Origin of the sequence: Sphingobacterium sp. xlx-96 (genome assembly GCF_011007365.1) — a bacterium.
Classification (GTDB): Bacteria; Bacteroidota; Bacteroidia; order Sphingobacteriales; family Sphingobacteriaceae; genus Sphingobacterium; species Sphingobacterium luzhongxinii.
In genome coordinates, this window is record NZ_WFKM01000001.1 from 213,547 (window position 1) to 228,501 (window position 14,955).

The 14,955-nt window shown below is 38.2% G+C and carries 13 protein-coding genes and 3 tRNA genes; 11 read left to right on the forward strand and 5 right to left on the reverse strand.

Annotation, left to right across the window (positions count from 1 at the left end):
- Positions 1-36 precede the first annotated feature (36 nt).
- The gene (locus tag G7B20_RS00965; protein WP_164108169.1) at positions 37-441 is read right to left on the reverse strand and encodes a DUF5606 domain-containing protein; all 405 of its coding nucleotides are present in this window, start codon (positions 439-441) and stop codon (positions 37-39) included.
- 18 nt (positions 442-459) lie between these two features.
- Positions 460-918 carry a peptidylprolyl isomerase gene (locus tag G7B20_RS00970; RefSeq protein WP_164108170.1) on the reverse strand — a complete coding sequence of 153 codons (459 nt, stop codon included), beginning with the start codon at positions 916-918 and terminating at the stop codon, positions 460-462.
- Between the two features lie 147 nt (positions 919-1,065).
- Here G7B20_RS00970 and radC point away from each other — a divergent pair, with 147 nt between their 5' ends.
- On the forward strand, positions 1,066-1,752 hold the full coding sequence (gene radC, locus G7B20_RS00975) for a RadC family protein (protein WP_164108171.1): 687 nt from the start codon (positions 1,066-1,068) through the stop codon (positions 1,750-1,752).
- A gap of 58 nt (positions 1,753-1,810) precedes the next feature.
- Here the strand turns inward: radC and gap are convergent, their stop codons facing one another.
- From gap to pfkA, 3 genes are read right to left on the reverse strand one after another with little or no spacing between them, the layout of a single operon-like run.
- Entirely contained in the window at positions 1,811-2,809 is a 999-nt protein-coding gene (gene gap, locus G7B20_RS00980; protein ID WP_205600162.1) for a type I glyceraldehyde-3-phosphate dehydrogenase, read from the reverse strand.
- Positions 2,810-2,814: 5 nt separating this feature from the next.
- A complete protein-coding gene (locus tag G7B20_RS00985) occupies positions 2,815-3,663 on the reverse strand; it encodes a hypothetical protein (protein ID WP_164108173.1) in 849 nt (282 codons plus the stop codon).
- Positions 3,664-3,670: 7 nt separating this feature from the next.
- Positions 3,671-4,654: a 6-phosphofructokinase gene (gene pfkA / locus G7B20_RS00990; RefSeq protein WP_164108174.1), complete on the reverse strand. Its 984-nt coding sequence runs from the start codon at positions 4,652-4,654 to the stop codon at positions 3,671-3,673.
- Positions 4,655-4,795: 141 nt separating this feature from the next.
- On the opposite strand from pfkA, the gene G7B20_RS00995 reads away from it, so the two are divergent.
- From G7B20_RS00995 to G7B20_RS01040, 10 genes are all read left to right on the forward strand, one after another.
- Positions 4,796-5,452: an NUDIX hydrolase gene (locus G7B20_RS00995; protein WP_164108175.1), complete on the forward strand. Its 657-nt coding sequence runs from the start codon at positions 4,796-4,798 to the stop codon at positions 5,450-5,452.
- A 131-nt stretch (positions 5,453-5,583) separates the two neighbouring features.
- Positions 5,584-6,192, forward strand: a complete 609-nt coding sequence (locus G7B20_RS01000; protein ID WP_164108176.1) for a TetR/AcrR family transcriptional regulator — start codon at positions 5,584-5,586, stop codon at positions 6,190-6,192.
- Entirely contained in the window at positions 6,193-7,515 is a 1,323-nt protein-coding gene (locus tag G7B20_RS01005) for a TolC family protein (protein ID WP_164108177.1), read from the forward strand.
- A gap of 14 nt (positions 7,516-7,529) precedes the next feature.
- The gene (locus tag G7B20_RS01010; RefSeq protein ID WP_164108178.1) at positions 7,530-8,585 is read left to right on the forward strand and encodes an efflux RND transporter periplasmic adaptor subunit; all 1,056 of its coding nucleotides are present in this window, start codon (positions 7,530-7,532) and stop codon (positions 8,583-8,585) included.
- Between the two features lie 23 nt (positions 8,586-8,608).
- Positions 8,609-11,815, forward strand: a complete 3,207-nt coding sequence (locus tag G7B20_RS01015) for an efflux RND transporter permease subunit (protein ID WP_164108179.1) — start codon at positions 8,609-8,611, stop codon at positions 11,813-11,815.
- A gap of 188 nt (positions 11,816-12,003) precedes the next feature.
- Positions 12,004-12,077, forward strand: a tRNA-Arg gene (locus G7B20_RS01020).
- A gap of 75 nt (positions 12,078-12,152) precedes the next feature.
- Complete coding sequence (locus G7B20_RS01025; RefSeq protein ID WP_164108180.1) at positions 12,153-12,728, forward strand: adenylate kinase; 576 nt, start codon at positions 12,153-12,155, stop codon at positions 12,726-12,728.
- 21 nt (positions 12,729-12,749) lie between these two features.
- Positions 12,750-13,751, forward strand: coding sequence for a GTPase ObgE (gene obgE / locus G7B20_RS01030; protein WP_164108181.1), 1,002 nt, complete (start codon positions 12,750-12,752; stop codon positions 13,749-13,751).
- 132 nt (positions 13,752-13,883) lie between these two features.
- Positions 13,884-13,956, forward strand: a tRNA-Lys gene (locus G7B20_RS01035).
- 818 nt (positions 13,957-14,774) lie between these two features.
- Positions 14,775-14,847: transfer RNA gene (locus G7B20_RS01040), tRNA-Lys, on the forward strand.
- Positions 14,848-14,955 lie beyond the last annotated feature (108 nt).

A 14,955-nucleotide genomic window follows, 5' to 3' on the forward strand; every position in this document is an offset into this window, starting at 1 on the left:
AAAAGTCTGATGTTTGAATATCAGACCTTTTATTTTTTATTGGATAGGAGCCGGAGCTTCTTCTTCAAATAAAGGAAATTCCTTTATGATATTATACCAAGTGATTATTTTTTTGATATCAGAGGTATACACGCGTGATTCATCGTGTCCAGGAGCTACATTTCTAAAAAAATCTCGCAGTATGTCACTGCCAGATTTTGTATCGGGTGTGTTTACTCCTTCAGCTTTAATTCTCTCAAGAACATCTAATAGGCGGATTTCTTCTTCTTCACCATAGATGGTTATATCTTCTAATGTAGCCATTTTTGTTGTATTAAGATTGACTACAGATTTAATTTTTGCGCTATCTAGAGATTCTAGAATAAAACCACCTTTATTTTGACCGATAAGTTTAAACAAACCTGGTTTACCTGTTACTGATACTAAAGCTCTTAAATTCATCTTTTGGGTTTAAGGTTATTAATCTTCTATTACTTCAATAGCTAAAATACGGTCTCCTTGGCGGATATCATCTACTATATCTAGATTTTCTATCACTTTACCGAAGCAAGTATGGTTACGGTCTAGGTGAGCTGTGTTATTACGGCTGTGACATATGAAAAATTGAGAACCACCTGTATTACGACCTGCATGTGCCATCGATAAAACACCACGGTCATGATATTGATTTTCTCCTGTCAACTCACAGTCTATTTTGTAGCCAGGACCGCCTGTTCCAGGTACACCTGCAGCACCTTCTTTCGAGTTAGGACATCCTCCTTGAATAACGAAATCGGGGATCACACGGTGAAAAGCAAGTCCGTCGTAAAAACCAGATTTAGCCAACTTAACGAAATTTGCAACGGTATTCGGAGCGTCTGCTGTATAGAATTCTACAGTCATATCGCCTTTCTCTGTCTTGATAATTGCTTTACTCATTACTAAATAAATTTTGTTTTCGAGGTACAAAGATAGGCTTTTTTCGCCAAAGAAAGTGCCTGTCCGTTTGATCTGGACGAGTTAAAGTTTGTTAAGTTGTTCTATTTTTGTAATTTTAAGGAAATCAGTTATTTACTTTTATAAACTATGAGTAAACTTGTTATTCGTGAATGGGCAGAATCGGACCGCCCAAGGGAAAAATTATTAGAACAGGGGAGACGTGCCCTGACAGATGCTGAGTTGTTAGCTATTCTTATTGGCTCGGGGTCAAGAGGAGAGACAGCTGTAGAATTGTGCAGGCGGATTTTAAGCGATTCAAAAAATAATCTTGGCGACTTATCCAAAAAGGAAGTTCCACAATTGTGTGGCTATAAAGGAATAGGCGAAGCCAAAGCTATTGCTATCGTTGCTGCTTTGGAATTAGGCCGACGTCGCAAAAGTGAAAATCAACAAGATGCCGCTATATTGAATAGCAGTAAGAAGGTTTTTACCTATTTTAGGCCCTATCTACAGGATTTACCACACGAAGAGTTTTGGGTTATTTACCTGAATACAGCCTGTAAAGTGTTGAGTGAGCAGTTAATTGGTAGAGGAGGGAATGACTTTACGCCTGTCGATGTACGGATTATATTACGTTATGCCCTACAAAGTAACTCCAACTCGATTATTTTAATTCATAATCATCCGTCGGGTACATTGTCTCCCAGTCAGGCAGATAAAGTGCTGACCCAAAAAGTAAGTGAAGCAGCTCGAGTAATGGATATTCGCGTCAATGACCATTTGATTTTTACGGATAGTAGTTATTATAGTTTTAGGGATGAGGGATTGCTTTGATGCAAAAACAGGAAGCTTATATGGAGCTCCCTGTTTTGGTTGTTATTTTATAATAATCTTAAATGAATTTTGCTGTCTCTTCAGCTAAATCAATGATCTTGTTTGAATATCCCCACTCGTTATCGTACCATGATACGACTTTAGCAAAGTTATCATTTAATGATATACCGGCTTTTGCATCAAAGATAGAAGTGCGTGCATCACCCAAGAAATCTGTAGATACTACATCGTCTTCAGTATAGCCTAGTATACCTTTTAATTCGCCTTCGGAAGCTTCTTTCATCGCGGCTTTGATTTCTTCGTAAGAAGCCGCCTTATCTAATCGCACAGTTAAATCCACTACAGAAACATCCGCTGTAGGTACACGGAAAGACATTCCTGTTAATTTACCTTTCAATTCAGGTAGTACTAGACCTACAGCTTTTGCCGCTCCAGTAGAAGAAGGGATGATGTTTTGATATGCACCACGTCCTCCTCTCCAGTCTTTTATTGAAGGGCCATCTACGGTCTTTTGTGTAGCTGTTACCGCATGTACAGTAGTCATAAGTCCCTCGACGATACCAAACTTGTCGTTCAATACTTTGGCGATAGGAGCTAGACAGTTTGTTGTACAAGATGCATTAGAAACGATATTTTGCTCTGCTTTCAACTCGTTATGATTTACACCCATTACAAAGGTTGGTGTGTCGTCTTTTGCAGGAGCAGACATGATTACTTTTTTAGCACCAGCATCGATATGTTTTTGCGCAGTTTCTTGTGTTAAGAATAAGCCTGTTGATTCGATAATAATTTCAGCGCCGACTTCATTCCATTTTAAGTTTGCCGGATCTTTCTCTGCTGTAACGCGGATTGTTTTTCCGTTAACAATTAGGTTACCATCTTTTACTTCAACGGTACCATCAAATCTTCCGTGAGTTGAGTCGTATTTTAACATGTAAGCCATGTAATCAGGCTCTACCAGGTCATTGATCCCAACAACTTCGATATCTTTACGACCTACAGCTGCTCTGAATGCTAAACGACCGATACGGCCAAATCCGTTAATTCCAATTTTCATTTTTTTCAATTTTTATTTATATAATACTTTGTTAAATTTTGAATAGGCTCTTTGACGATTTTTTCGATGCCTAAATGATATTCATTCCCCAATTCAATCAACCAGTCCTTATAGTTGTATGCCACTGATCCAGTGAGCGATATCGGTGAGTCCGGATAATTGTCTGCTAGTGGGATAAGGTAGGTTTTGATGTATAAATCCAATCCTTTTTTTATAATAGGCATCATATAAGGGTCGTTTTTATTTTCCTGTATGAAGTCAGCAAAAGAGGTGAGGAATATATTTGGATTCGGGGTGTTGTATATTTTTTCCAGGATTGTCTTGCGGTCAATATTGTGTCTTTCCAGCAGTTTCTCCCGGAATCCATTGGGCATAGCTTCTGTAAGGAAATCCTGTAATATCTGTTTGCTTAACCAGTTCGTCGAACCTTCGTCAGCCAGTATATAGCCCAAGCCGTAGTTATTTTCTACGATCTTTTTCCCTGTAAAATAAGCTGCATTTGAGCCTGACCCGATGATCCCCACAATACCTTTCTCATCACCAAACGTAGAAATTGCAGCAGCATCAAGGTCGTGTGAAGCTTTTACTCTTGCATTTTTAAAAAAAGAAGAAAATACCTGTACAATTTTTTCCTGACGATCTTTTGATGAGGCACCTGCTCCGAAAAAGAATATTTTGCGAACTTTTTCTGCGTTATAAAGCAGATCTGTGTTTTTATTTAAAAGCTGGTTGATGAAATTTTCATCCTGAATATACGAGTTTATTCCTGCAGTTCGAAATCCGTGAAGAACTTTACCTTTGTCGACTAGGCGCCAATCTGCGTATCTTGATCCAGTGAAAATTATTAAAATCATGACTCTACTATTTGTTCATTATGTTAGCAATGGCCAGCAGTTCTTCGTCCAGTTTGAATTCCTTTTTGCTTAAAGCTTCCTCTAGAGGTGTGGTTACAATTGCTGTTCCTCTTAAACCTACTGTAGCTCTACTGTTGCCGTTAAGAAGTTCTTTTACTGCTTTGAATCCCATTCTTGTTGCTAAAACACGGTCAAAACTGCTTGGTGAACCGCCGCGTTGAAGATGCCCTAATATACTAACTTTGATGTCAAGATGATTGAATTTTTCTTTAACAATTTTTGCAACATTATAAGCGCCACCATTTTTATCTCCCTCTGCTATAATGACAATCATGGAGCTTTTATTTCTACTTTCAGCCAGTTCAAGCTCACCAAAAAGCTCCGTAATACCACTGTCGACTTCTGGCATTAAGATGGCTTCTGCACCACCGCCTACGCCAGCGTTCAGTGCTATACATCCTGAGTCCCGTCCCATTACCTCGACAAAAAATACCCGGCTATGGGAAGATGCGGTGTCACGTATCTTGTCTATAGCTTCGATTACGGTATTGTTGGCCGTGTCGTATCCTAAGGTGTAATCCGAACCATATAAGTCATTGTCGATAGTTCCTGGAATACACATAACAGGAATATCAAACTCTTTGGAGAATATATCGGCACCGGTAAAGGTACCATCACCCCCGATAGCCACCAGCGCATCTATGCCCTGAGTATGGATGTTGTCGTAAGCCTGTTGCCGACCTTCCTTCGTTTTGAACTCCAGGCAGCGAGCTGATTTTAACACAGTTCCTCCTTTTTGGATAATAGAGCTTACCGAACGACGATTCATGTCGATAAATTCTGCATCGATCATTCCTTGATAGCCTCTGTAGATACCAGTGACCTGTATATTTTCGTATATTGCGGTTCTCACAACAGCGCGAATAGCTGCATTCATTCCTGGTGCATCACCACCTGAAGTAAAGACACCGATGTTCGTTATTTTTTTCAAATCAAACTAATTTTAGGCAATACGAATATAGTGTGTATTTCTTACACTATTAAATTTTTAACGATTTTTTTTGCTTCTTTTGTAATTTTTAAGCAATATTGCCTAATATTTAGCTGATTTGTTACTTAAAATAAAGAGTTTGTGCTTTCCTTTTTTACTGTAGACTGTCTGATCCTGACTTTTCATGAAGGACAATTAAAAGTTCTTCTTACTGAAAGAAACGAATATCCCTATAAAGATTGGTGGGCTGTTCCTGGTTACTTTGTGGACAAAGAAGAGGAGATGGAAGATGCTGTGAAAAGAATTTCGTACGAAAATACAGGTCTAAAAGATATTTATTTAGAACAGTTAGCGGCCTTTGCGGGAGTCAAAAGACACCCTGAAGGACGTATTCTGACAGTCGCTTTTATGGCCTTGGTCCGTTACGAGGATGTGAAAAATAAGGTAAAACCTGTCACGAACTATATGCGGCAAGCCAAATGGTTTGATGTAAATAATGTACCTGAATTGGCGTTTGACCACAAAGATATATTACGTATCGGTTTGCATAAATTGAAAGCGAATCTTACGTTTTCTTTTGCTCCGTTTGAACTTCTCCCGGAAAAATTTACTCTTACGCAATTGCAGCAGATTTATGAATCTATATTAGGAGAGTCTTTGGATAAGCGCAACTTCCGTAAAAAAATGAGTAATTTAGGTTATTTGAAAGAACTTGATGAATATCAGACTGGGGTATCTTATCGAGCAGCTCGTCTTTACAAAATCGATAAGAAAAAGTTTAATAAGCTTTTTGTGTAAATAAAATTCCCGAATTATAGCTTTTTTGTTTTGTCAGAGAATTGTTTTTTTTTACTATTCTTAAGGTTTCCAGGTGCTCTTTCTGTACTTTTGAACAATTTTTAACAAAAGTCAGAAGGTAAAACTGAAAAATGGATAAACGTAAAGAGGAAATTGTTGATGTTGCTTTAAGAAGATTTTGTCATTATGGATTTAATAAAACCACAATGAACGAAATTGCTGAGGATATGAAAATTACTAAAGCAAATCTTTACTATTATTACCAAGATAAGTCCGCCTTGATTACAGATGCGATAGCGGTGGTTGCGGATGAGCTTTATGAAAAGGAATGGGTTCTTATAGAAAAGTATAATGGAAATCTGATCCAGACCTTATATGATATTGTGGAACTCCGTGCGACGTATCTTAGTAAATATTATATGCTTCATATCGATGAAAATCTAGAATGGATAAAGGGGGTCGAAATAAGATCCGTAATTGATAATTTATATAAACGGGATATATCTGCTATTAGGGAGCTTTTTTCGAAAGCCGTTAAAATGGGAGGTGTTCAGATCCGAGATGTGGAAGAGGCTAGTGTTTCTTTTGTCGAGATCATGAAATCTGTTGGTATTATGCATAATGTACAAGATATTATGTCCGGAATTCCAAATAGAGCTAATGTAGGTCATATACTAGAAAGTCAAAAGAGAGCTATCAGATTAATTTTCGAGGAAAGAATCGTCACAAATAACAACTAAATGAAAAGGATACGAATTATTGCGGTTTTATTAGCAGGTGTTTTTGCTGGTAGGTATGCAGATGCACAAGAGGTTTTGACTCTGCAACAAGCTATAAAGTATGCACTGGAGAACAAAGCAGATGCTAAAAAATCCGCTTTGGAACTTGAAAATGCGGAATATCAAATTGATGAAGTACGTGGTGCTGCTCTGCCTCAGATAAATGGTATAGGAGCTTTAAAATACAACGTTATTATTCCAGAAATTCCGATTGATATGGGTGGACAAGTGACTACTGTAAAAATGGGGCAGCCTTGGAATTCTACAGCTATGGTCTCTTTAAATCAACAGCTGTTTAATCAAGCGGTCTTTACAGGTTTAAAGGCCGCAAAAACGACTAAGGAGTTTTACTTGGTGAATTCCCAGTTGACAGAGGAACAGCTGATCGAGAAGGTGTCTATTGCATATTACGATATTTTTCAAACACAATTACAGCTTGAGACTATTCAAACTAATCTTGATAATACCACAAAAACTAAAAATGTTGTGGATGGGTTAGTGAAAGCGGGATTACAAAAGAAAATTGATTTAGATCGTTTGGTTGTTGCAGTAAATAATTTGGAGTCACAAAAGCAACAAATTTTAAACGCACTTCAACTGAAAGAAAATGCACTCAAGTTTGCTATAGGTATGCCTATCGAAAACGATATTGAATTGCCAGAAGAAACCTTTGATATAAATGGGGCTATTACCATGGAATCTATGGATGTTGAATCTAGATCAGAGGTCTTATTAATGAATAAACAGATTGAGCTTTACGAATTGCAGAAGAAGTCAAAAGTAGCTGGTTTATATCCGACATTGTCTTTGGGGGCAGATTTCGGTTGGAATGGTTTCGGTCAAGGGTTTCCTGTCGGAGGAAATTTTATGTGGCCAAAAACGTCTAGCATAGGTTTAAACCTTTCTATTCCGATATTTACGGGGGGAGCTACAAAAGCAAAGATCAACCAAGCTGATATTGAAATACGACAAGCTAAAGTTGCTTTGGATGACACCAAATTGGGATTGTCTTTAGCAAATGAAAATGCCAAAGCGCAGATTAAAAATTCCTTATTAACAGTCAACACCAACAGGGCTAATGTTGTTTTAGCAAAAGAGGTGTTGTCTGATACAGAGAATAATTACAAGAATGGACTAGCTACCTTGACAGAATTATTGGATGGTGAGAAAGCACTTGCCGATGCTCAAAATAATCTCAATACTTCTTTGCTGAATTTTAAAGTTGCTGAAATTCAGTTAATCAAAGCAAAAGGGAAATTAAAATCATTAGTAAACGAAAAGTAATCTAAAAATATAATATGAAACGCGTTATAATAACCATAATAAGTATTGCAATTCTGTTGGTAGGTATTATTTATTTGCTAAATAAGAATAAAAAAAAGAACGAGGAGATAACTGCTGCTGCTGCTGTAACAAATGAAAAAGTTGCGGTACGTGTGGATACTGCCCGTATACAAATGGTGGATTTAGCATATGTCGCAAATGGTAATTTTATGCCCAAGCAAGAAGTTACTGTATCTGCTGAGACACCAGGACGTGTTGTGAAAGTTTTAGTAAGTGAAGGATCAAGAGTTAGCGCTGGGCAAACACTTGCTATCGTAGAAGGTGATAAGTTGAATGTTAATGTTGCAAATGCTCAAGCCAACTATGATAATGCATTACAAAATGTACAGCGATTTGAAAGTGCATTTAGTACAGGAGGAGTCACTCAACAACAACTAGACCAGGCTAAGCTTCAATTTGAAAATGCTAAAAATAACTTGCGCAGCGCGAAATTAACTGCTGGGGATGTGACGATAAAAACTGCTGTTTCAGGTATTATAAATTCGCGCAAGATCGAGCCGGGTACTTATGTGAATACGGGCGCTGCGGCTTTCGATATTGTGAATGTGAGTACGCTAAAGCTACGTGTAAATGTAGATGAGAAAAATGTAGCAACATTAGCTGTAGGTCAGATTGTAAACGTAGGAGTTAGTGTGTACCCTGATAAGACTTATACCGGTAAAATAATATTTATAGCACCTAAGTCAGACGGTAGTTTGAATTTTCCAGTAGAGATTGAAGTTTCTAACCCTAATAATGAATTACGAGCAGGTATGTACGGAACAGCACGATTCGGTGATACTGCTACTGCAAACGTTCTTGTGATACCACGTACTGCCTTTCTTGGTTCTGTAAGTGACAATAAGATTTTTGTCGTGAAAAATGGTAAAGCCGTAGCTACGACGGTTAAATCAGGAAGAAGTTTTGGTGATTATATTGAAGTGTTAGGAGGGGTAAATGCAGGCGATCAAGTTATTATCTCTGGTCAAATCAATGTATTCGATCAGGCTCCAATCTCTATTATTAAATAAAATCTGAACAGACGTTAAATAATATGAAGATTTCAGAAATTTCGATAAAAAGACCAAGTTTGATCATCGTGATGTTTATCATCTTGATCCTTGGTGGTATATTTTCTTATACCCGACTCGGGTATGAACTGATTCCTAAGTTTGATATCAAAGTTATTTTGATTCAAACAGTATATCCAGGTGCATCTCCCACTGAGGTGGAAAATACTGTTACCAAAAAGATTGAAGATGCGATATCTTCACTTGAAATGGTGAAAAAAATTGAGGCTACCTCTATGGAAAGTGTCTCAGTAGTAGCTGTGACATTGAACGATGAGGCGGATGTTAACTTTTTGCTTACGGATGCACAGCGGAAGATCAATTCTATTTTGAACGATTTGCCAGACGATGTCGATCCTCCGATCTTGAATAAGTTCTCGCTGGACGATATGCCAATCATGAGTTTAGCAGTTACTTCTAATTTATCTGAAAAGGAATTGTATGATCTGTTGGATAAAAAAATACAACCAGTTTTTGCTCGTATTAATGGTGTAGCGAAGGTTGATATGATCGGTGGCGAAGAGCGTGAGATACAAGTGAAGGTTGATCCAGAGAAGCTCGAGGGTTACGGCTTGAGTATTTCGCAGATTCAACAGGTTATCGGAGCTTCCAATATGGATTTTCCTACAGGTAGTGTACAATCTAGTGAGAAACGTAACACCATTCGTCTTGCTGGTAAGATCAGTTCTGTTGAAGAATTGCGTAATTTACCTATTACTACTCCTGCAGGAGTGACTGTTTTTCTTCGTGATATAGCAGATATTCAGGATGGGGTAGCCGAGCTAGAAAAAGTAGCAAGGTTAGATCGTAAAAACACGATCTTAATGCAAGTGTATAAGCAATCGGATGCAAATGCTGTAGCTGTATCTAAGTTGGTTCAGGCGACGATAGCAACAAAAGATAAAGACGGGAATATCATTAAGGGGGTTGAAAAAGATTATGTCAAGGAAGGTATACAAGTCCTAGTTGCGAATGATTCCAGTGAGTATACTTTGGATTCGGCCAATCATGTGATGAAAGATTTAGTAGTAGCCGTTATATTGGTAGGTTTTATTATGCTATTCTTCTTGCATAGTTTGCGTAATGCCGCTATTACGATGGTGGCGATTCCTTTGTCTCTTGTGGCGACCTTTATTGGGTTTTACTTTATGGGGTACACCTTAAATTTGATGTCTTTATTGGGATTGTCTCTCGTGGTTGGGATTTTGGTTGATGATGCTATCGTTGTCATCGAAAATGTTCACCGTCATATGGAGATGGGTAAAAATAGGGTACGCGCAGCATATGATGGTGCTGCGGAGATCGGATTTACGGTTACGGCTATTACATTAGTAATTGTAGTAGTGTTTTTGCCAATAGCGATGTCTACAGGTTTGGTGGCTAATATTCTAGCACAATTCTGTGTTACTGTTATTATTGCTACAGGACTATCTTTACTGGTTTCATTTACGGTAGTGCCTTGGTTATATTCTCGCTTTGGTCGATTAGAGCACATCAATTCAAGTTCTTTCTTTGGTCGTATTATTTTAGGGTTTGAAAGAGGTCTTTCTAAATTCACACATTGGATCTCAGATATCTTAAAATGGTCTTTACGAACTCGAGGGAATAAAATTATAACGTTGGTTATTGCTGTTACCTTGTTTTTTGCATCATTATCATTGCCTATCTTAGGTTATATTGGGGGAGACTTTTTTCCTGCAAATGACAAAGGGGAATTTATGATACAGCTTGAGTTAGAAAAAGACGCTTCATTAGAGACAACCAATCAGTTAACACAACGCGCAGAAAACCTCATCGCATCAAAACCCGAAGTTAAGAGATTGATTACTACGGTAGGACAATCGAGCGATGGTGGTATGGGAGGGGTATCAGGGTCTCGGTACAAATCGGAGATTCACGTGATCTTAAAAGATGAATATGTTGGAGTTTTAAATTCTAAAGTATACTCTGCCGAGTTGAAGCGTGAATTGGAGAATGAATTAATCGGTGCAATCGTACGTACCGTCAATATGGGACTTATGGGGGCAGAGCAGGCACCGGTGCACTTAACCGTGATTGGTACTTCGATGGAAGATGCGTTGGATTTTGCTAACAAAGCTGCTGATATTTTGAAGAAAATACCAGGATCGTCCCAGGTAAGGTTGTCTTCTGAAGCTGGTAACCCTGAAATTAATGTCAAAGTGGATCGTGATAAGATGACTTCTTTGGGGCTGAATGTTGCTACGGTAGGTAGTACGATGCAGATTGCATTCTCTGGGAATACCGATAATAAGTTTCGTGCGGGTGATAACGAGTACGATATCAATATACAGTTCGATGATAAAGGACGGGCCAGTATAGACGATGTGCGTAAATTGAAGTTTATCAACAATCAGGGTGCTTCTATTACGTTGGAACAATTTGCAGATATTTCCTATGGTTCGGGACCTACTTTGTTGGAACGTCGTGATAAAACGCCATCAGTAGCTGTCAAAGCGCAGGTGATTGGGCGTCCAGCGGGCACTGTATCTGAAGAATGGAAAAGAGAGTTTGATAAATTAGAGAAGAAAACAGGTGTAGATACGATGTGGGGTGGTAATATGGAAAATCAGGAAGAAGGTTTTGGTACATTGGGAGTTGCGTTATTAGCTTCTATTATATTGGTTTATCTTGTTATGGTGGCCTTATATGATAACTTTGCAACACCATTTGTCGTTTTATTCTCGATACCACTATCATTTATTGGTGCCTTATTGTTGCTAGCACTGACGAATCAAACTTTGAATATCTTTACAATTTTAGGTATTATCATGTTGATTGGTTTGGTTGCAAAGAATGCCATTTTATTGGTTGATTTTGCAAATCATAAGAAGGCGGCTGGAGCGACGACGCATGATGCCTTGGTTGCAGCAAACCATGCCCGTCTTCGTCCGATTTTGATGACTACCATTGCCATGGTGTTTGGTATGATTCCTATTGCTATGGCGACAGGAGGGATTGCCGATACCAATAGAGGTTTAGCTATTGTAATTATTGGAGGTTTATTATCTTCGATGTTCCTGACATTGGTTGTTGTACCGGTAGTTTATTCAATTTTTGATAGTTTACAACGACGTTTTAGCAAAGGTCAAGATGTTAATTATAAAGAATTGATCGTTGCAGATTATGTGCCGAATGAAGATTATGTCGATGAAATGGATGTAAAGCACTAGTATTCATTTGTTTCGTGTATAGCGCGGGAGGAGTTCAAGTTCTTTCGCGCTATTTTTTTAGCGGTGTAGAATAAAACTATCTCTCTTTTTTAGAATAACCAAAGAAAAATGTTTGTATAAAGTTTTTAAATTTCTATATTTGCATCACCAAAACGGAATAGGTAATACCTAAAGAAGTGATGGTCGCTGCGCTCCTAGCTCAATTGGATAGAGCATCTGACTACGAATCAGAAGGTTAGGGGTTCGACTCCCTTGGTGCGCACATTAGTTAACTGAAAAGCCTAATTCTCTTAACGAATTAGGCTTTTATTTTTGTCACCAAAAATTACTCAACACTATGCTAAACCTTGTATTATTCGGTCCTCCAGGAGCAGGAAAGGGTACACAATCAGAAAAACTAATCAGTAAATATAACCTTGTGCATATTTCTACAGGAGATCTTTTTCGTGCACATATTAAAAATCAGACTGATTTAGGTAAACAGGTAAGTCAGATTATTGCCGACGGAAATTTAGTTCCTGATTCGATCACGATTGCGATGTTAGAAGAAGAGATTAAAAAGAATCCAGAAGCAAAAGGATTTATCTTTGATGGTTTTCCACGTACAGTTGCGCAAGCTGAAGCATTAGATCAATTTTTAGTAGATAACGATAGCGCTATATCTGGAGTTATAGCATTAGATGTTAATGAAGAAGAGCTAACACAACGCATTGCCAAGCGGCAGGAGATTTCCGGTCGTGCCGATGATGCTGCTGATAAGTTGAAAAAGCGTATTGAAGAATATTTCGGAAAGACAATACATGTTCTACCTTATTATGAGGCTCAAAATAAGCTATCTAAAGTAAATGGTATCGGTGATATTGACACTATTTTCACAGAATTATCTCACGTGATCGATAGTTATATTGCTTAATTTGTTATTATAAATAATTTTATGGCTCAGGGTTCTAATTTTGTTGACTATGTTAAGGTGTGTTGTAGGTCAGGGCATGGAGGGGCTGGTTCTTCGCATTTGCATCGGGACAAATTCACGGCCAAGGGCGGTCCAGACGGTGGCGATGGCGGACGAGGCGGGCATATTATTCTTAAAGGATCGACACAACACTGGACGTTATTACACCTTAAGTTTAGAAAGCATATTATTGCCGAATCAGGTGGGCCAGGCGGGTCGGCATTGCGGACCGGTGCTAATGGAAATGACGAGATTCTCGAAGTTCCTTTGGGTACAGTAGCAAAAGATGCGGAGACAGGTGAGATACTTTTCGAAATCACAGAAGAAGGAGAGACTAGAATTCTGACGGCAGGAGGAAAAGGCGGTTTGGGAAATTGGCATTTTAAGTCTTCTACACAACAGACACCTCGATTTTCACAACCCGGACTGCCTGGGATAGAACAATGGGTGATCCTCGAACTCAAAGTCTTAGCAGATGTTGGTTTAGTTGGATTTCCAAATGCAGGTAAATCGACCTTATTATCTGTTGTTTCGGCAGCAAAGCCTGAAATCGCAAATTATCCATTTACCACGCTTGTTCCTAATTTAGGGATTGTTGGTTATAGGGATAATAAGTCTTTCGTTATGGCAGATATTCCTGGGATAATTGAAGGAGCGTCAGAGGGAAAAGGGTTAGGAATTAGATTTCTAAGACATATAGAACGTAATTCTGTACTTCTATTTATGGTTCCTGCAGATACCGATCGTACTATCGAAGAGGAATATAATATTCTTCTAAATGAATTAACTTCTTATAACGACGAACTTTTGGTGAAGCCAAGATTATTGGCAATAACTAAGTCAGATATGTTGGATGAAGAATTAGAGGAAGAAATGAAGGCTCAATTGCCGAAAGATGTTCCCTATATTTTTATATCTTCCGTAGCCAATAAGAATATTCTTCCTTTAAAGGATATGTTGTGGAAAGCTATTAATGAAGGTTAAAAATAAAAGCTTAGTAATGAGTTCTTTTTAGTGGATTTGATAAAAAAAGTAGATAAATGTTTGCAAAAACGATGAAAATGCCTACTTTTGCAACACTTCAAACAACGAAGGATAATTCAAATAAAGAATTAGGATTCCGTAGCTCAGCTGGTAGAGCAATACACTTTTAATGTATGGGTCCTGGGTTCGAATCCCAGCGGGATCACAAAAAAAGCTCAATCGAAAGATTGGGCTTTTTTTGTGCCGTTTGGGGGCGAACCCAAGGGTTTGATTCAAGAAAGATTCAGAATTTTGTGTTCGGGCCATGCGGGGCTGATCCAATCCCAACGGGATCACAAAAAGGCACAAATCTCTTTGTGCTTTTTTGATTTTACTCACTTTAAGCAAGGATTTTCAGGTATATACACCAGCCGATAACCATTTTTCTTTAGGGAGTTGATTGTATTGTTGTCGGGTGTTGTTTTAAATATACTAGATACGGGTTCGTAATAAAACTGATTTTCCATACCTTGCGTAAGACACATTGGAAATGTGCCTTAAAGATTACTCAAGAAGAGCAGGAAAGGCATTTTTGATATGGGATCCTGAGGTTCTATAATAATCACAGCAGATTGAGCTTTCGAAGCATCCCCTACAGTAAGCCCTTTTGTGTTTTTTTGTTCGATTTGGGGGATAGGCATTAGATTTAGCAAACACGAACGTAAATCGGATAAATTTCGTTTTTTCAAGTTGTATTAACGTTCATTTCAAGAGATTTGATTTAGGAGGAAGCTATCAAGCATTAACACCTTATCGTATCTACAATTCGCTTGGTCCATTTAATCCTAAAAATAGATGTTTTCGGCTAGGGGTAGCTTATAGGTTTAAGTGATTTTGTATCAGATTAATAGCTGTTTTTTTATGATTTAGTTTTAAATAAGTGCAATAATTGTTGGATTTATCTTTACCAAACCATTGCAATTACAAATATTTTTTCTACCTTTGCATCACTTCAAACGAAGGATAATTCAAATAAAGAATTAGGATTCCGTAGCTCAGCTGGTAGAGCAATACACTTTTAATGTATGGGTCCTGGGTTCGAATCCCAGCGGGATCACAAAAAAGGCTCAATCGAAAGATTGAGCTTTTTTTGTGCCCTTTCGGGGCGAACCCAAGGGTTCGATTCAAGAAGGTTCAGGATTTTGAGTTCGGGCCATGCGGGGAT

What these genes read in the sequence shown, in the direction of transcription:
- G7B20_RS00965 (WP_164108169.1), bottom strand. Translation starts at nt 441, where the DNA reads ATGAATTTAAGAGCTTTAGTATCAGTAACAGGTAAACCAGGTTTGTTT.
- G7B20_RS00970 (WP_164108170.1), bottom strand. Translation starts at nt 918, where the DNA reads ATGAGTAAAGCAATTATCAAGACAGAGAAAGGCGATATGACTGTAGAA.
- radC (WP_164108171.1), top strand. Translation starts at nt 1,066, where the DNA reads ATGAGTAAACTTGTTATTCGTGAATGGGCAGAATCGGACCGCCCAAGG.
- gap (WP_205600162.1), bottom strand. Translation starts at nt 2,809, where the DNA reads ATGAAAATTGGAATTAACGGATTTGGCCGTATCGGTCGTTTAGCATTC.
- G7B20_RS00985 (WP_164108173.1), bottom strand. Translation starts at nt 3,663, where the DNA reads ATGATTTTAATAATTTTCACTGGATCAAGATACGCAGATTGGCGCCTA.
- G7B20_RS01000 (WP_164108176.1), top strand. Translation starts at nt 5,584, where the DNA reads ATGGATAAACGTAAAGAGGAAATTGTTGATGTTGCTTTAAGAAGATTT.
- G7B20_RS01005 (WP_164108177.1), top strand. Translation starts at nt 6,193, where the DNA reads ATGAAAAGGATACGAATTATTGCGGTTTTATTAGCAGGTGTTTTTGCT.
- G7B20_RS01010 (WP_164108178.1), top strand. Translation starts at nt 7,530, where the DNA reads ATGAAACGCGTTATAATAACCATAATAAGTATTGCAATTCTGTTGGTA.
- G7B20_RS01015 (WP_164108179.1), top strand. Translation starts at nt 8,609, where the DNA reads ATGAAGATTTCAGAAATTTCGATAAAAAGACCAAGTTTGATCATCGTG.
- G7B20_RS01025 (WP_164108180.1), top strand. Translation starts at nt 12,153, where the DNA reads ATGCTAAACCTTGTATTATTCGGTCCTCCAGGAGCAGGAAAGGGTACA.
- obgE (WP_164108181.1), top strand. Translation starts at nt 12,750, where the DNA reads ATGGCTCAGGGTTCTAATTTTGTTGACTATGTTAAGGTGTGTTGTAGG.